The 16,369-nt window shown below is 45.0% G+C and carries 17 protein-coding genes; 10 read left to right on the top strand and 7 right to left on the bottom strand.

The features are described from left to right. Nucleotides 1–16 precede the first annotated feature (16 nt). From NSQ66_RS10325 to NSQ66_RS10315, 3 genes are all read left to right on the top strand, one after another. Entirely contained in the window at nucleotides 17–205 is a 189-nt protein-coding gene (locus tag NSQ66_RS10325) for a hypothetical protein (protein ID WP_036689649.1), read from the top strand. 231 nt (nucleotides 206–436) lie between these two features. Continuing rightward, nucleotides 437–1,648, top strand: coding sequence for a putative glycoside hydrolase (locus NSQ66_RS10320; RefSeq protein WP_076098402.1), 1,212 nt, complete (start codon nucleotides 437–439; stop codon nucleotides 1,646–1,648). Nucleotides 1,649–1,783: 135 nt separating this feature from the next. Next, on the top strand, nucleotides 1,784–3,157 hold the full coding sequence (locus NSQ66_RS10315) for an MATE family efflux transporter (protein ID WP_076140919.1): 1,374 nt from the start codon (nucleotides 1,784–1,786) through the stop codon (nucleotides 3,155–3,157). Nucleotides 3,158–3,228: 71 nt separating this feature from the next. Here the strand turns inward: NSQ66_RS10315 and pfkA are convergent, their stop codons facing one another. Together pfkA and NSQ66_RS10305 are read right to left on the bottom strand one after the other, a co-directional pair. Continuing rightward, nucleotides 3,229–4,200 (bottom strand): 6-phosphofructokinase, encoded by a 972-nt coding sequence (pfkA, locus tag NSQ66_RS10310; RefSeq protein WP_036689277.1) that lies wholly within the window; start codon nucleotides 4,198–4,200, stop codon nucleotides 3,229–3,231. 66 nt (nucleotides 4,201–4,266) lie between these two features. Continuing rightward, nucleotides 4,267–5,349: a tetraprenyl-beta-curcumene synthase family protein gene (locus NSQ66_RS10305; RefSeq protein WP_036689648.1), complete on the bottom strand. Its 1,083-nt coding sequence runs from the start codon at nucleotides 5,347–5,349 to the stop codon at nucleotides 4,267–4,269. A gap of 193 nt (nucleotides 5,350–5,542) precedes the next feature. On the opposite strand from NSQ66_RS10305, the gene NSQ66_RS10300 reads away from it, so the two are divergent. Further along, entirely contained in the window at nucleotides 5,543–6,793 is a 1,251-nt protein-coding gene (locus NSQ66_RS10300) for an MFS transporter (RefSeq protein WP_076107451.1), read from the top strand. Between the two features lie 214 nt (nucleotides 6,794–7,007). Here NSQ66_RS10300 and NSQ66_RS10295 read toward each other — a convergent pair whose 3' ends face one another. Further along, nucleotides 7,008–7,205, bottom strand: a complete 198-nt coding sequence (locus NSQ66_RS10295; RefSeq protein WP_036689272.1) for a cold shock domain-containing protein — start codon at nucleotides 7,203–7,205, stop codon at nucleotides 7,008–7,010. A 173-nt stretch (nucleotides 7,206–7,378) separates the two neighbouring features. On the opposite strand from NSQ66_RS10295, the gene NSQ66_RS10290 reads away from it, so the two are divergent. The 6 genes from NSQ66_RS10290 to NSQ66_RS10265 all read left to right on the top strand — a co-directional run bounded on the left by NSQ66_RS10290 (nucleotide 7,379) and on the right by NSQ66_RS10265 (nucleotide 12,049). After that, on the top strand, nucleotides 7,379–7,612 hold the full coding sequence (locus tag NSQ66_RS10290; protein WP_036689271.1) for a hypothetical protein: 234 nt from the start codon (nucleotides 7,379–7,381) through the stop codon (nucleotides 7,610–7,612). Between the two features lie 6 nt (nucleotides 7,613–7,618). Then, on the top strand, nucleotides 7,619–7,789 hold the full coding sequence (locus tag NSQ66_RS10285; protein ID WP_036689267.1) for a hypothetical protein: 171 nt from the start codon (nucleotides 7,619–7,621) through the stop codon (nucleotides 7,787–7,789). A gap of 212 nt (nucleotides 7,790–8,001) precedes the next feature. Next, nucleotides 8,002–9,792 carry an oligoendopeptidase F gene (gene pepF / locus NSQ66_RS10280; protein WP_036689265.1) on the top strand — a complete coding sequence of 597 codons (1,791 nt, stop codon included), beginning with the start codon at nucleotides 8,002–8,004 and terminating at the stop codon, nucleotides 9,790–9,792. 88 nt (nucleotides 9,793–9,880) lie between these two features. Then, nucleotides 9,881–10,192: a lipopolysaccharide assembly protein LapA domain-containing protein gene (locus NSQ66_RS10275; RefSeq protein WP_042126298.1), complete on the top strand. Its 312-nt coding sequence runs from the start codon at nucleotides 9,881–9,883 to the stop codon at nucleotides 10,190–10,192. Nucleotides 10,193–10,194: 2 nt separating this feature from the next. Next, nucleotides 10,195–11,235, top strand: a complete 1,041-nt coding sequence (locus NSQ66_RS10270) for a M42 family metallopeptidase (RefSeq protein ID WP_076098510.1) — start codon at nucleotides 10,195–10,197, stop codon at nucleotides 11,233–11,235. Then, complete coding sequence (locus NSQ66_RS10265) at nucleotides 11,219–12,049, top strand: hypothetical protein (RefSeq protein ID WP_076140918.1); 831 nt, start codon at nucleotides 11,219–11,221, stop codon at nucleotides 12,047–12,049. Before NSQ66_RS10270 ends, NSQ66_RS10265 begins: the two co-directional genes overlap by 17 nt. Before the next feature lie 349 nt (nucleotides 12,050–12,398). Here NSQ66_RS10265 and NSQ66_RS10260 read toward each other — a convergent pair whose 3' ends face one another. The 4 genes from NSQ66_RS10260 to NSQ66_RS10245 all read right to left on the bottom strand — a co-directional run bounded on the left by NSQ66_RS10260 (nucleotide 12,399) and on the right by NSQ66_RS10245 (nucleotide 16,368). Then, nucleotides 12,399–12,884, bottom strand: a complete 486-nt coding sequence (locus tag NSQ66_RS10260; RefSeq protein WP_249267663.1) for a tetratricopeptide repeat protein — start codon at nucleotides 12,882–12,884, stop codon at nucleotides 12,399–12,401. A gap of 42 nt (nucleotides 12,885–12,926) precedes the next feature. Next, on the bottom strand, nucleotides 12,927–14,864 hold the full coding sequence (locus NSQ66_RS10255; RefSeq protein WP_076140917.1) for an ABC-F family ATP-binding cassette domain-containing protein: 1,938 nt from the start codon (nucleotides 14,862–14,864) through the stop codon (nucleotides 12,927–12,929). An 86-nt stretch (nucleotides 14,865–14,950) separates the two neighbouring features. Continuing rightward, nucleotides 14,951–15,520 (bottom strand): TetR/AcrR family transcriptional regulator, encoded by a 570-nt coding sequence (locus tag NSQ66_RS10250; protein ID WP_076098408.1) that lies wholly within the window; start codon nucleotides 15,518–15,520, stop codon nucleotides 14,951–14,953. Between the two features lie 44 nt (nucleotides 15,521–15,564). After that, a complete protein-coding gene (locus NSQ66_RS10245) occupies nucleotides 15,565–16,368 on the bottom strand; it encodes a DUF92 domain-containing protein (RefSeq protein ID WP_076140916.1) in 804 nt (267 codons plus the stop codon). Nucleotide 16,369 lies beyond the last annotated feature (1 nt).

The raw sequence follows: 16,369 nt of genomic DNA, 5'->3' as shown, positions 1-16,369 counted from the left end.
GGTGATTTTTGTGGAAATGGAAACGGTAAAACTGTCAGCAATCGTCATGAGGTGGTATCCTGATATGATGCCGTTTCTCAAACAGGACGAATTAAATTCAGTAATCGTTCTGCGAGACGGGCTAAGTATTCTGGAACCTGCAGATGCCATGGATATTATCCATTACAGCATCTGTGAACATCAGAATTCTGCGTATCTTCAATGAGCAAGCCGCAAGAGAAGTCTTGATAGTTGCCGCCTTGGGTTCGGCCCTGTTGCCGATTTAAGGCGGCATTTACTTTTTTCATACCGTTTCGAATCCATACATCTCGTTTATAAACAACAAAGGCGGTTTTTTATTCCCAATCTGAGCTAATATTGTTACAACACTGTTCTTTTTGGGAGCAACCGTTCCTATATAATTTAGGGGAAAGTACATAAAGGGAGAGAAAAACGAATGAACATCACCTGGGCTCTACTGATGATGGCCTTGGGAAGCGTAGGCGTACAACAGAATCAACATGACGCTGAAGTGGCGATCGCTTTGAAGTCCGCCATGAATCCCCCCATCATTGCACAACAAAACAACAATTCGAATGTAGCAACTCCAGCTCCAAGCGCTTCACCTGAAGCAACAAACTCAGAAAGTATGTTACACACCGATCCACAACCAGACGCACCCAAAGTAAAAGGCATTTATGTTACCGCCTACAGTGCTGGTGGGGAACGAATGGAAAAGCTGCTTACATTGCTTGACCAAACCGAACTTAACTCAATGGTTATAGACATTAAGGACGATGCGGGTTATATCACGTATAAGACCGATAATGCCGACCTCCAGAAGCTCGGTAACCCTCAGCCTTTTATTGGAGATATCAATAAGTTAATGGAACGTTTGAAGAAACATGATGTTTATCCTATCGCCCGGATTGTTGTTTTTAAAGATTCTATTCTTGCCAAGAAGAACCCGCAGATGTCTTTTGTTAATACTGACGGCACTGTATGGAAGAATAAGGGCGGCGACAGCTTTGTTAATCCTTATAATGAAGATGTGTGGAAATACAATGTGGATATCGCCAAGGAAGCTGTTAAGCTCGGCTTCAAAGAAATTCAGTTCGACTATGTTCGCTTTCCGGAAGGATTCGAAAAACGTGCTGATACCCTTAAATACACTAAAACCACTGACTCACGCGTAGAAATCGTATCTAATTTTGTTAAATATGCCAAAGCAGAGCTAGCTCCACTTGGTGTCCGTGTGTCCGTAGATATTTTTGGATATGCCGCATCTGCCCCTGCTGAGGGTATTGGCCAAGACTTTGTTAAAATATCCAAGAATGTGGATGTTATCAGTCCAATGGTTTATCCAAGCCACTATTCAACGGGATGGTTTGGCGTGAAAGAGCCCGACTTAGATCCTTACGCTACAATCAAAGGTTCCATGGTTGATACACATAAGAAGCTTGATCCACTGGGCAGCTATAAACCCGTTATTCGACCTTGGATTCAAGACTTTACAGCAAGCTGGCTCGGAAGTGGTCATTATGTGAAATATGGTAAAAAACAGGTGGAAGATCAAATCCGCGCTTTAAAAGATGAGAACGTGGATGAGTTCCTTCTCTGGAACGCCAACAATCGCTATACTGCCGATGTTGATTACGAAAAACAATGAATACAGCCCTTATTATTTATAGCTGATCTGATATATGTATGCTAAAGACCCGGCGTCTGCCGGGTCTTTTAACGGAAACTTATTGAACTATTTAACCTATCCCTTGAAAAATCATAAAGAATGAGGCACAGAATTATGATACAGACCACCTCTTTAAAAAAAAAGGCAGGACAATTTTTTCATATTTTATTCCCAATCCTTGTTACACAAATTGCTTTATCCGCGATCACCTTCTTTGATACTAATATGTCCGGTAAATTCGGAACCGTCGATCTGGCAGGAGTTGCGATAGGAACTAGTCTTTGGATTCCAATCCAAACCGGTCTCAGCGGTATTCTTATGGGGATCACACCTATTGTTTCACAGCTCATCGGGAGCAAAAAGGATAAGGATGTTGCCTTTCAAGTCACACAAGGTATTTGGCTGTCACTGATTGTTTCGATCATCGTCTTGCTGATTGGCAGCTTTGCCTTGTCACCTATTCTTAATTTTATGAACTTGGAGTCTGGTGTAAGAGATGTTGCTTTCCGCTTTCTCAGTGCTATTTCGTTCGGAATTATCCCCCTGTTTGGATATACGGTACTTCGTAGCTGTATAGACGCTTTAGGGCAAACACGCGTATCCATGTGTATTACACTAATAGCTTTGCCTGTAAATGTAGGTTTGAACTATTTGCTCATCTTCGGGAACTTCGGATTCCCTCGTCTCGGGGGCGTTGGTGCTGGGGTCGCTTCAGCTATTACCTATTGGGTTATATTTGCCGTTGCTCTACTGTTCATATATCGTTCTCAGGCCTTTGTAAATCTCAGATTATTCCGTAAGTTCTATTTTATATCGTTAAACAGCATTAAAGATTTGCTCAAAATCGGAGTACCCATCGGTTTCTCGATTTTTTTCGAAACAGCTGTCTTTTCCGCTGTAACCTTGTTAATGAGCCGATTTGATACCGTAACAATTGCCGCGCATCAGGCAGCAATCAATTTTGCAACAACACTTTATATGATTCCGCTCAGTATTTGCATCAGCCTTACCATCCTCGTCGGCTTCGAGACGGGGTCTGGCAGACAAAAGGATGCACGCCAATATGCCATAATGGGTATCGGACTGGCGGCAATCCTTTCGCTGGCCACAGCTTTATTACTCTTGTTTGCCGGAAATCATGTAGCTGGTCTATATTCAGATGAACCCGATGTCATCTCGTTAATTCAGCATTTCCTGATCTATGCAATCTTTTTTCAAATCTCAGATGCGATTGCTACACCTACTCAAGGTGCGCTTCGCGGATATAAGGATGTTAACCCAGCCTTTATCATTTGTTTTATTGCCTATTGGGTAATTGGCTTACCTACAGGTTATGTACTTGCAACTTACACAGATCTAGGAGCATTCGGCTACTGGATTGGTCTTATCACCGGTCTTGCCATCGGTGCGACCCTGCTATTGTCTCGGCTTATCAAAGTTCAACGGCGTTATGCCGCACAATACACACAGGAACAACCACAGAGTTAACGATCCATATTACACAAAAAAGGAACAGTGCGAATCTCGCAGCTGTTCCTTTTTGTATATAGGGTCGCTAATTATTGGGAAAGACGGGAAGCCAGCTCATACAGCTCCAGGTCAAAGCCCTTTTTCGTATTTACAACGAGATCAATATCCGTAAGGGTTAATTCACCTTTGATGATACCACAAGCCTTGTCGGATTCACCTTCGATTAGCTTACGTACGGCAAAATCGCCAAGACGGCTAGCCAAATTCCGGTCTCCAGGAGTTGGTGTTCCACCACGTTGGATATGTCCGAGTACAGTAACACGCGCATCCAGAGAAGCATGACGGTCTTTCAGAGCTTGAGCCACATCTTCACCTTTGCCAACGCCTTCGGCAACAATTACGATACTGTGACGTTTACCTCTGATAAAATTATCGCGCATCCGGTCAGCAACTTCATTCAAATCATACGGCATTTCCGGCACAAGAATTGTTTCTGCTCCGGAAGCCAGTCCAGCATGCAGCGCGATATCGCCACAGTGGCGTCCCATAACCTCTACAATCGAAGAACGTTCATGGGAGGACATAGTGTCACGCAACTTGTTAATAGCGTCTACAACAACGCCAACCGCTGTATCAAACCCGATAGTGTAGTCTGTGAAGGAGATATCGTTATCAATCGTACCTGGCAAAGCCATAGTCTTGATACCGAGTTTACTTAATTTGTTAGCTCCTTTATAGGAACCATCTCCACCGATAACTACTAGACCATCGATACCCAGTTCATTAAGGATATCCGCGCCTTTTTGTTGTCCTTCCGGTTTCGTGAACTCCAGACATCTTGCAGACTGCAGAACAGTACCGCCACGTTGAATAATATCTCCTACACTGCGAAGATCCATTGGGAATATATCGCGATTCAGCAGACCTTGATAACCACGTTGCACCCCAAATACCTCAATACCGAAATAAAGTGCGCTTCTTACAACCGCACGAACAGCGGCGTTCATTCCCTGTGAATCTCCACCACTAGTCAATACTGCGATTTTTTGAATTTTAGACATTCTGTTGTTCCTCCTTAAAATTGTGCGAAGCCTGATACTTCTTATAAAAACAACTTCGCGACATGGTTACAAAAAGCGTTTGCGTATCCAACGGCTGTTAGCGAAGAAGAACAGTCTTGTAAGCGGACTGCCTTTCATCAGGCTTTTAGATACAGAGCGAACTTCCCGCTGTTCGCTAACTTTCGGATCAGATAAATAAAGTGCCAGCAATCCCTCAATCACCATACGATGCATCGAAGACTCTGGAAGATTACGAACATCCTTACGGGCCCACTCAACCATTGCAGCGATCCGACTCAGCATGGTATCCGTGTCATCATAATAATTGCAGAAATTAAGATCACCGCCTGCTCGGTCCTCTTCCTGATCAATCAGATAATCCAGCATAATGTGCAGACCACATACATGCGGAAAATACGCGGCTCGAATCGAAGCCGCAGAAGCTTGGTTCAGCTTCGGATCACATGCGGATAGAAATAACATAAATACACCTAGCGTTGATCCCGTTGCAGCCGAAAATTCATTCCATTGCAGATGTGGTGCTCGACTGCCCTGTTCCTCCCACCACTCCTTCAGGGCTGTTTCCCTGAGTTCCGGGCGGATGTGCTTATACACTTGTAAATCTGTATAGAGCACAGCCAGTTCTCGAATCTCCGCTGCAGCAGCGGAATAACCTGGCAACAAAGAAATCATCTCTTGGCATTTGCGAACCAGCCTGTACAAATATCCGCCGTCATTCTGTTCACTTCGAAGCGCATAATAATTACCTGGCTCAGCATTTGGATCAATAGCATCCAGCATAGATTGATGCAGCAGCCTGAAATCTGCAGGATCAAGCGAAGTACTGCGATCACATAAGTTGTCCAGATAATCACTGATAGTTTGATAAGCAACAATTAGCGGAATCAGTATATGTTTCATCGATAAATTGCCGGCGGCATAAATACCACCGCCTATGCAATGAAACTCTTTAGTTTCAATGCTGGCAAGTGCTTGCTTCCGGAGCTCGGGATCGGGAATCCCGTTCGCATCTTGGCGCCAGAAATGGAGACATTCTCTCACTTCCGGCAGCACGTACTTATAGACCCTGTTCATAAGTCCCAGTGGACCACGCGGGCTAAGGTAACGGCCTTGCTCTAATTCACTCAATGACAGTGCCTCCACATTGTTGTCTCCTTATCCAAATCACCACTTATTATAATATGATCAGGCGTATTTGTACAAACAACAAAATCACTTTCGTAAAATCATGAAAGATTCAGAAATACAGCAGTTTTTAAAAACATCTCCCCATTGCTTTATGCTATACTAGGCATATTTCAATTTCGGAGGAGTGCAATCCATGTTTTCAAAACGGACCGGCAGCCTTTACAGCGATCAAAACTGGCTGCGTTCCTTTCTCTTTACCATATATGGTACCAGCGTCCTTGTAGTATCCTACTTTCCTTTATTCTACACACATTTAGGGTTTAGCAGTTCTCAGATAGGCTACTTGTATTCCCTCGGCCCCCTTATCTCCATCCTATCCAATCTATTCTGGAGTATGATAAGCGATAAGTTAGGCACCATTCGAAAGATCATGTTCATATTACTTGCGGGTCAATTAGTAACTGGTCTTCTATTAGCCAGAGCGACGGAATTTTCATCTGTCATGCTTATTTTGTCCTTCTTCTACTTCTTCTATTACCCAGTTTTTCCGCTTGCCGATACAATGGCTATCAAAGTTGCCGAAAGACACGGACGGAACTTCATTACCATTCGCGTTTTTGGCTCCTTAGGCTATTCTTTCTTTGCTCTAACCGTTGGCTATGCATTAAGAGCATTGGGCTCTACTTGGAGCTTGACCCTATGTATCATCATCATTATTGCTGCACTTTTAATTACCCTAGGACTTAAGGATGTTAAAAGACCTGCTGTTATAGAAACAACGAATCAAGATAAGGACACAGCTGAAGCTGATAATAGCAAAAATGGACTTAAAGATATATTGTTGCAAAAAGAGGTGCTGTGGTTCTTCGGGTGTGTGTTTGTACTCGCGTTAGGCCATAGAATGAACGAAGCCTTTCTGACGATCAGTCTAAAACAACTAGGCGCTGGTGAGGAAATCATTGGCTGGGCACTGCTCGCGTCAGCTCTTAGTGAGATCCCTGTATTATTTATCCTCAGCAGATACGGCGACAAATTCAAAGAATTGCCCTTGCTGGCCTTGGGGAGTCTGATGTATGCTCTGCGTTTTCTTTTGATGTCCCTAGCGGATCATCCAGGCTCAATGATTGCCATTCAAGCCATGCACAGTATATCATTTGGTGTTTTTTATGTAACATCTGTCCGTTATATCACCCGGATTATTCCGGATCGCCTTCGGGCAACAGGTCTTGCCATTTTCACCGTCGTTTGGTCAAGTGCGTCTGGGCTGCTTAGCGGTACCTTTGGCGGCATTATTTATCAAGAGGCGGGGCGTTATATTTTTTATATAGTGGCTACGGGTTTCAGCTTACTCGCTTTTGCAGGGTTTCTGGGACAGCATTTATTGAAATCCAACCTGGATCCGATCAATTATTTCAGAAAAAAGAACAAAAAAGCCTCCCTATAATTAGGGTTGGTATTATTTCATAATACAAAAAGGTCGTTGCACTCCCCTTCACTGGAGTGTAACGACCTTTTTCATTTTGGATAACTTCTATAGTGGGCGTAAAAAAACACAGTTCCCGAAAGAACTGTGTTCTGTAAGTTGGTAACCACTCTTGCAAGGGCTTGCCAAGTAAATTATATATTTGTAGCAGACAGCTTAACTGTCCTGCTGTTTCTTATAATTTTACTACGTTTTCAGCTTGCGGTCCACGACTACCATCAGTGATGTCGAATTCTACTTCTTGACCTTCGTCCAAAGTCTTGAATCCTTCACCTTGAATTGCTGAGAAGTGTACGAATACATCTTCGCCGCCTTCTACTTGAAGAAAACCATAACCTTTTTCTGCGTTAAACCATTTTACTGTACCTTTCAATTGAACAACCTCCTAAAAATAACCGCCATATATGGCGTATAACTATAGTATACTGCAATCTTCTGTTCAAATCAATCAAACCCAACCCTTAATATATGATTTAATTTGCTTTTCCCTTCTCCAGTGCGTTATCATTGAGCCAAAAGCCAAAAATCGCCAGGGTGGTAATGATAATGATCAAAAAACATGAAATATACAAAACAGACAAATGGAATATGATGACAGTAGAAGTTCAAGGCCGCTACATTGTACTCCGCGAAATTTCCGATCAATGGGGAGAAGAAACACATACCTTCCTGAGTCGTCCAGCGATGATGCAATGGGTGAATAACCGCTTCAACAAGGAATCTTATAAAGACAATGAAGAAGAGTACAAAAACATCATTGCAGCTTTCAAACAGGTATAACAGGAAATGAATAACGAAAATCTCACGATTTATGTTGTCCTAGTCCTCTGTCTAGGCGCAGTATTAATTATGACCAAGGATCGTGTCCCGCCGAAACTAAAGCGGGGCATGGCCATGGCTGCGGTCGTAATGATTCTGTTTGCTTTCATCTTTGTTATTTATAGCTTGTTGGCATAACTACCATATAAAGAAGACTAAATATTAATAATCAGGACTTAGCAGGACATAATAAGCTGACTCTACTTTTCAAAGAGGAGGACGTCATGCCTATTACACTTAAGTCCATCCCTCTTCTACTTGTGCTCAGCTTGCTACCGGGTGAAATATCATCCACAGTATTGCCGAGGGAGATTATGCCTACTACATCTCATCATTCTAGGAGGGTTTCTATGGAACAATTATTGAAGAGAAGTGAAGTACCTGCTGAGAATCGTTGGAAGCTTGAAGATATATTTGCCTCTCAGAAGGATTGGGATGCAGAATATGCTGAAGCTAAATCACTGATCAAAAAAGCTGCTGATTTCCAAGGTAAACTTGATTCCGCAGAAGCTGTGAAACAATGTTTTGAGCTGGATGACAAGCTGTCAGTCTCCACTGAGCGACTTTTTGTCTATGCTCATATGCGTCAGGATGAAGACACTGCTAATCCTGAATATCAAGCTTTGTCCTCCAAAGCGAAGAAGCTTGGGATCGAAGCAGGCGAAGCCTTTTCTTTTGTAACCCCAGAAATCTTGGCACTGCCTATTGAGAAGCTGGATCAATTTATTGCTGATCCTGAACTGTCCGCTTACACCTTCACTTTAAAAGAGATGAAACGTGAGAAAGCGCATGTATTGTCCAAGGCTGAGGAAGCTCTGCTTGCCCAAGTTGGAAACCTAGCACAAGCGCCTCAGAACATTTTTAGTATGCTGAACAACGCAGATCTGAAATTCCCTAAGATTAAAGATGAAGATGGCAAAGAGGTCGAGCTGACTCACGGCAACTATATCAAGTTCTTGGAAAGCTCCGATCGCGAGGTTCGCCGAAATGCTTTTAAAGCAGTCTATGACACCTATCGTAAGCAAAAAAACACCATCGCAGCAACGCTTAGCGCCAATGTGAACAAAAACGTCTTTTTCTCACACGTCCGCAAGTATCCATCTGTAATGGAAATGTCTCTTTACGGTGATAACATTCCAAAAGAGGTATACACCAACCTGATTGATACGATTCATGAGAGTCTTCCTTTAATGCACCGTTACATGAAGTTGCGTCAAAAGCTGCTTGGTGTGGATGAGTTACATATGTATGACCTATTTGCACCACTAGTAGATGAATATAAGCTGGATATCACGTACGAAGAAGCGAAGAAAATTACCAAAGAAGGCCTCAAACCGCTGGGTGAAGATTATCTGAATGTGCTGCAAAAAGGCTACGACAATGGCTGGATTGATGTCTATGAGAACGAGAATAAACGCTCTGGAGCTTACAGCTGGGGCCCTTATGGCACACACCCATACGTCCTGCTGAACCATAACGATAATCTGAACAGTATGTTTACTCTGGCACATGAGATGGGTCATGCTCTACACTCTTATTTTTCAGACAACGCTCTGAACTATCGGGATGCACAGTATACCATTTTCCTTGCAGAGGTTGCCTCGACTACCAATGAAGCTTTGCTTATGGATTATCTACTCAAAAAGTCTACAGATCCTAAGGAAAAAATGTATCTGCTCACCTACTATGCCGATCAGTTCCGGACAACGATTTTCCGGCAAACGATGTTCGCAGAATTCGAAAAGATCATTCATCAGCGTGTTGAAGAGGGCGATTCGCTTACCCCACAAGATCTTTCGAGTATCTACTACGACCTGAATGTCAAATACTACGGCAAAGAAATGGTTGTAGATCAGGATATCGAGATGGAATGGGCACGAATTCCGCATTTCTATAACAGCTTCTATGTTTACAAATATGCAACAGGCTTCTCGGCAGCGACTAGCTTTGCCAAACAAATCCTTGAAGAAGGTAAACCGGCGGTAGATCGTTACCTCGGCTTCCTGAAGAGCGGTGGCAGTGATTACTCCATCAATATTTTGTCAAAAGCAGGCGTTGACATGTCGTCTCCTGAGCCGATTCGCGAAGCGATGAGTGTGTTCGAAAGTGTTATCGCGCAAATGGAACAGTTGACCAAATAAGGCAGAGAGCTTAGTATTACATTAATCCCTTGCCCTATCTGGGCAGGGGATTTTATATTGTTATATCCCCCTGAGGAGGAAGAATTCAATGAGAATTCAATGGTCACTAATTGCGGGTCTAATCTTCGCGCTGCTAACCGCCATATTCGCAGTCATCAACGTTGATCCCGTTCAAGTCAATTTCGGTTTTGATGTGGTTAATATACCACTTATACTCGTTATTCTTGGCTGCGCGTTAATTGGCGGAATCATCGTGGGCTCTTACGGCATTTTTCGTCAATACAAACTACAAAAGCAAATTAAAAGCTTAACTGCTGAGCTTACCAAGCTTCGTGATGCCGACACTTCACTGGATTCTTTTAACACAGACAATGATGGCTTAACAGGAGGGCTTAACTAATGATTACCATTCAACCTAATGAAGACTACATACTTTCCATCCTAAAAAAATTACTCGATACCCCCAGCCCAAGCGGTTTCACCGCACAGGTAATGACACTAGTTGCTGAAGAAGCAGCTACGCTGAACATACCTTTAAGCTGGAATGAAAAAGGCGGCGTAATTCTTAACGTCCCGGGCCTAGATCCCTCTCGTACTATTGGCATCAGCGCTCACGTGGATACACTTGGTGCCATGGTCCGCTCGATTAAAGCTAATGGTACACTGCGTCTGACCTCTGTGGGTGGCTTCGCCATGCACAGCATTGAGAATGAATACTGCACGATCCATACCCGTAGCGGCAAAACTTATACAGGAACCATCTTAACCAGCCATCCATCTGTTCACGTATATCCAGACGCTCGTGACTTCAAACGATCAGAGGAGAACATGGAAGTACGTATTGATGAGCTGGTATCTTCTAAAGAAGACGTACTCAAGCTTGGTATTTCCGTCGGAGATTTCATTTCTTTCGATGCACGTGCAGTGATTACGCCTAGCGGCTACATTAAATCCCGTCATTTAGACGACAAGGCAAGCGTGGCTGCCCTTCTTGGATTACTGGAAAGTATTAAACGTGAAGGCTGGAAACCTCTCCACAACCTTTCTTTCCTCATCTCTAACTACGAGGAAGTGGGACATGGTACAGCTTGGATTCCTGGTGAAATCAATGAAATGATTGCCGTCGATATGGGCGCCATGGGTGATGATCTCAGCTGTAAAGAAACCGATGTATCCATCTGTGCAAAAGACTCTTCCGGCCCTTACGATTATGTTATGACAGGCCGTTTGATTGAACTGGCAGAGGCACTCGCGATTCCTTATGCCGTTGATATTTATCCTATGTACGGCTCCGATGCTTCCGCAGCGCTCAGAGGCGGAAACAATATCCGTGCAGCATTGATTGGCCCAGGTGTACATGCCTCCCACTCCATGGAACGCACGCATAAGCAAGCTGTAGTGAACACTGCTAAGCTTCTCGCTGCTTATGTGGGGACAAACTGAGGTTAGCTCTGGCAAGTCGAAACAGCTCTGGGGACGCAGACAGGGACTTATCGTCTCACTTCTGGTGTTATTGATAGCGGGATTAGCGCTATCGTTGTTTCTGGTATTTAGAAATCACAAGGAAGATCCCTTTAAAGGTCTTCCTCACGCCTATAGCTTTTTGGAAACAGTGAGTGCAGATAATGTGCAGCTCTATATGATGTCACTTTCACCTGAAGATATTAAGCTCAGGGCCGCGGGTGTCCCTTTACGGCAAGTTAATGCATATGGGATTAACGGTGGTTTTTTCTATCAAGATGCGCTTTTATCCATGGCTATCATGAATGATACTCCAGTCAACGGAGCCCAGAAGGGTTATGGGTCTGGCTGGTTCAATGCTAAATACGCACGTGGAACTCTTGTCTGGGATGGTGCCACCCGTAGCTTCTCCGTACAGGTTGTCTCTTCTGGAGAAGAATTGAAGATTACTGATCGCCAGCATTATTTTGCGCAAGGTGGCATTAGTATGAATCTGGGACACGAAGACTTATGGGAAGCGGCAGTAGCTGAAGAGCATCTTCCTTATGCTGATGAGAAACGCCTGCGTTCAGGCATGGTGTATGACAACACAGGAAAGCTCTGGCTGATTGTTACCCCAACGCTCTCAACAGCGGCAGATTTCCGCTCAGCGATCCTCCAGACAGTTCCTGCCAAGGGTCTGGAGGGTATCTTCTTGGACGGAGATGGCTCTTCCCAGATGAATGCGAAGGAAATCATTGTACCCGGCGATTCTCGGTCTGTAGTGCAAATGATTGCTGTGGACGGAACGAAATAAAAGAGTAGAAAAATAAAAGAGTAGAATTCTCCAATTACTGGAGGACCCTACTCTTTTTTTATTGGTGGTTCGCTTGTTCTTCAACAGACATTGCCGGAATTTCCGGTGGTCATCACTTTCGCCTGGTGCTTACGGACCCAGATGATGTTATTCGCCAATTTTCAGCCTATGGGGCACTGTTTCGGACCCCATTGACGTTATTAGCTTGAAAAGCTACGTATTAGGAGCTTTTTGTGCTAATAGTGACTGCGGAGTCCGTAAACATTCCAAATGTGCAATAATGCTGCGTTTAAGGTCAGTGGTGTCCGGATAGTACTTCGTAAGTATTAATGCGATATAAAAGCTAGCATCAATCCCAGACTTGCTCCAGCTTATCTGAATAATAAGAAATGGCCTTACTGTAACTTCTTATCCCTTCATCCGCAGAGGTTTCTGCCAACAGCTTAAGCAGCAGCTCCATCGCTTGACTATGCTCTCCAAGATTGTGCAAGGTCATGGCTAGGAACGCCGGAAATTCCTTATTCTCCGGGTACTCCTGAACAGCCTGCATCAGAAGACCTTTTGACTTCTCGTATTCTCCGAGTGTCCGGTAGGTGCTGCCCAGTCCCAATAGAGCGCCAACTCTCTGCTCAGAGGGTAATCCTAACGCCAAGCTTTTCTCATAAAAGGGTACTGCCGCCCGCTCCAAACCCAGCACATCATGCGTCCAGGCCAATTGATATAGAAGTTCAGCGTCCCCAGCATTCTGCTCATATAGCTCAAACAGCATCATTTTGGCTTCTTCCGCTTTACCAGCGTTGCGTAGGGCTACGGCAGCTTTAAGTTTATCTTCCACACAGAGCCCTCCCATATTTTCATTCAAAACCATCCAACGGGTTTAAGCCTTACCAGCGATTTTCTCCGCAAGCTCGTTCAGATAGGTCCAGCGTTCCATAAGACGCTCCAGCTCTGCTTCGGCTAGGCGTTGCTCCTCTACTAGCTCCTGCAGCCTTCCAGAGTCAGCAAAAGCCGCCTCCATCTGTACACTAATATCCGTCAAACGTTGCTCTGCAAGCTCAATTTGCTCATCAATGCCCTCATATTCACGCTGTTCCTTGAAGCTGAATTTGAGTTTTGTTTTGGGAGCCGTTGAAGGTGCAGGGTTGCTGCCAGTGTCCGCGGCCTCTTTTCGCTTTGAGCTTCCATCTTCTTTGTTCGATTCTCCAATGCGTGGCGGTACATTTTTGGCCAGCCATTCTTCATATTCCGTATAATCGCCCACATGAATCCGGATATCGCCATTTTCAAAAGCAATCAGCTTATCTATCGTACGGTCCAAGAAATAACGGTCATGGGATACGGTAAAGACGACACCCGGAAATTCATCCAGATAATCTTCCAATACAGCCAATGTGCCGATATCCAAATCGTTCGTAGGTTCATCCAAAAGCAATACGTTAGGTGCTCCCATCAATACACGAAGCAGATACAAGCGTCTCTTTTCGCCACCGGACAGCTTCGAGATCGGTGTCCACTGCATCGCAGGAGGGAACAAGAAGCGTTCCAGCATTTGACCAGCCGTAATCACACTGCCGTCTGCTGTCCGTATCACTTCTGCTTCTTCCTTCACGTATTCAATGGCACGCATACTGTCATCCATATCCTGATGCTCTTGTGTAAAGTAACCAAGCTTAACCGTAGCGCCAAGCTGAACTTCACCTTTATCGGGTTGCAGCTGACCTGCAATCATATTTAAGAGTGTTGATTTGCCGCTGCCGTTCGGGCCGACGATGCCCACTCTATCCTGGGGTACAGCGATATAGCTGAGATCTTTGATTAGCTGACGACCATCCAACGCTTTCGACAGGTCATTAATTTCAATGATCTTGCGACCTAAACGTGTAGAAGCCACAGAAATATCCAACGAACCGTTCGAGCTGCTTCCTGTACTCTCTTTCAGCTTTTCGAAGCGGTCGATTCTTGCCTTCTGTTTTGTTGAACGGGCTTTGGCACCGCGACGAATCCAAGCCAGCTCTGTACGCAGCAGGTTCTTACGCTTCTGTTCGGCAGAGGCTTCTCGTTCTTCGCGATCGGCTTTAAGCTCTAGAAACCGTGAATAGTTAGCTTCATAACGATAAAGCTGGCCACCATCTAGCTCTAGCATGACACTAGCCACACGCTCCAGGAAGTAACGATCATGCGTCACCATCAAAAGAGCGCCGCGCCGTTTCTGCAAATATTGCTCCAGCCAAGCCACGGAATCCGTATCAATATGGTTGGTAGGCTCATCAAGAATCAGCAGTTCAGAGGGGGTAATCAGTGCAGCTGCCAGAGCTACACGTTTACGTTGTCCACCAGAAAGTGTGTCCATTAGCGCATCAAACTTTAAGATGCCTAGCTTGGTAAGCACGCTTTTGGCTTCACTCTCCAAATGCCATGTTCCCGCAGCGTCGATCGCCTGCCCAATCTTTACTAGTTTTCCTTCCAGTTCAGCATTACCAGGCTGCTGTTCAAGCTGGGACATAGTCTCCATATACTCACGCATGGTAGCAAGGTCTGGATCATCCCCGGCGAACACTTGCTGCAAAACTGTATTCATAGGATCATAAGGAGGATTCTGCGCCAAATATTGTACTCTTACATTATTCCCGATGGCAATTTGCCCACCATCCGGAGTATCCAGACCGGCAATAATCCGTAAAAAGGTTGATTTACCCGTTCCATTCACACCGATCAAGCCAATTTTATCCCGATCGTCCATACCAAATGAAGCGTCGCTAAAGAGTACTTTCTCGCCATAACTCTTGGAAAGATGTTCCACGGTCATAATATTCATGCTATTTCCTCGCTTGCCTTATATTTTCATAAAACCGGCCGCATCTAACCAATGCTATTTATCCGGTCTATCATCCTATCCAAAATTCAGGTGATCATGGCCCCTCTAATAAAAAGACCAGCAGCGAAATCAGCGCGTTTATACGCGTCCTCCTCCGTAAAAGACGGATCAAATAAGATATCCATCTTCAAACGATCCAACATCCCTATGTAGGACTGTGCCATAAGCTCAGGCTCGGATGCTCCACCTTCTAATAATACCTTGACCACATCTTGCATGTATTGCTCCATAAATTGTGTCATATACGCCACTAATTCAGGATTATTGTTAGGGGCACGGAAAAAGAGCTTCGTATGCCTCTTGCGTTCATAATAATAATTCAGGTGATGTTTAGCAATGATCGACAGTTTACCGGCCAAAGTATCACTAGCCTTCAGCCTTTCCTGTAATTGCAGGAGAAATCCCTCACAATCGCGGCGCGTCACTGCCATGAATAATTCTTCCTTGCTCTTGAAGTATAAATAAACGGTGCCCTTTGCTATCCCGGCTTGCTCCGCCACTTCCGACATCTTCGTTTCGTAAAATCCACCTGAACCGAAGAGCTCGTATGCGGCATCCAGAATAGCAGTATGTTTTTGATTGGATGCGCTACTCATCGGTCCCTCCCTAAACTGTGCCGTTCAAAGCTTAAATTCAAATGCTAAATGATCATGCTCAGCAGTAAGGCAGCTGCACCGCCGAGGATAGAGCTGATGGCATTGACTGCATCATTGCTCATCCACTTCCAGCCTCTTGCGTGTACAGCTGGAGCCCCACAATGCTGTGAGCCTTCCACTTCGCGGCCGCATACCGTACAGCGGTTCATCTGCTGCACGGTTGCACCAAGGATAGAGTCGGCAAAGGCGCCGACTAGTCCTCCGGCAAGTCCTGCTAGGGTAAGCAGCACGAAAGAGTGATCCGGCATGCCGGATATCATTCGCAGCAGCCAAGCTGACGCACCGATGAGTGCGCCTCCTGCTGCTGCCGCCAGCGTACCCAAGCTGGATACACCTCCCGAAGCTCCGGCAGCAAGAACTTTACCCGTAAGGACAGAACGAGGCGGTTTCTTGCTCAGTGTTCCGATCTCCGTAGCCCATGTATCCGAGGTTACTGTAGCCATTACACCAATAAATAGGAACCCCCACAGCTCATGCGGGAAGATCGCATTCAGGAGAACCAGAACCATGCCAAGTCCACCGTTAGCAAAGACCTGCCCGGCATCGCGGCGGCCCGTCTTAGCATACGTCAGCTCTAATTCTGCTTTATTATCATGATGAAGTTTGGACAGCAGGCTTGAAGTGATGAAGAAGATCAGCAATATCCCAAACCAAAAAGCATTTCCGGCACCAAAATAAATAGTGCCCATCACTACCGCGGCAATCATGCCAGAGAGACTTAAAGACTGCTTCCAATATGCCGCTCCCGCAACAATCAAAGCGCCTAAAGCGCCAATAACCCACTGCATA

The sequence above is a fragment of the Paenibacillus sp. FSL H3-0329 genome (assembly GCF_037963285.1).
GTDB lineage: Bacteria > Bacillota > Bacilli > Paenibacillales > Paenibacillaceae > Paenibacillus_AQ > Paenibacillus_AQ odorifer.
The sequence above is the reverse complement of the archived record's forward strand: the minus strand, read 5'-3'. Positions and strand labels throughout refer to the sequence as shown.

Bases quoted from the DNA above. Each gene is read 5' to 3' on its own strand.
- NSQ66_RS10290 (WP_036689271.1), top strand. From the start codon at position 7,379: ATGATCAAAAAACATGAAATATACAAAACAGACAAATGGAATATGATG.
- NSQ66_RS10325 (WP_036689649.1), top strand. From the start codon at position 17: ATGGAAACGGTAAAACTGTCAGCAATCGTCATGAGGTGGTATCCTGAT.
- NSQ66_RS10285 (WP_036689267.1), top strand. From the start codon at position 7,619: ATGAATAACGAAAATCTCACGATTTATGTTGTCCTAGTCCTCTGTCTA.
- NSQ66_RS10245 (WP_076140916.1), bottom strand. From the start codon at position 16,368: ATGCAGTGGGTTATTGGCGCTTTAGGCGCTTTGATTGTTGCGGGAGCG.
- NSQ66_RS10265 (WP_076140918.1), top strand. From the start codon at position 11,219: ATGTGGGGACAAACTGAGGTTAGCTCTGGCAAGTCGAAACAGCTCTGG.
- NSQ66_RS10275 (WP_042126298.1), top strand. From the start codon at position 9,881: ATGAGAATTCAATGGTCACTAATTGCGGGTCTAATCTTCGCGCTGCTA.
- pfkA (WP_036689277.1), bottom strand. From the start codon at position 4,200: ATGTCTAAAATTCAAAAAATCGCAGTATTGACTAGTGGTGGAGATTCA.
- NSQ66_RS10300 (WP_076107451.1), top strand. From the start codon at position 5,543: ATGTTTTCAAAACGGACCGGCAGCCTTTACAGCGATCAAAACTGGCTG.
- pepF (WP_036689265.1), top strand. From the start codon at position 8,002: ATGGAACAATTATTGAAGAGAAGTGAAGTACCTGCTGAGAATCGTTGG.
- NSQ66_RS10320 (WP_076098402.1), top strand. From the start codon at position 437: ATGAACATCACCTGGGCTCTACTGATGATGGCCTTGGGAAGCGTAGGC.
- NSQ66_RS10315 (WP_076140919.1), top strand. From the start codon at position 1,784: ATGATACAGACCACCTCTTTAAAAAAAAAGGCAGGACAATTTTTTCAT.
- NSQ66_RS10255 (WP_076140917.1), bottom strand. From the start codon at position 14,864: ATGAATATTATGACCGTGGAACATCTTTCCAAGAGTTATGGCGAGAAA.
- NSQ66_RS10250 (WP_076098408.1), bottom strand. From the start codon at position 15,520: ATGAGTAGCGCATCCAATCAAAAACATACTGCTATTCTGGATGCCGCA.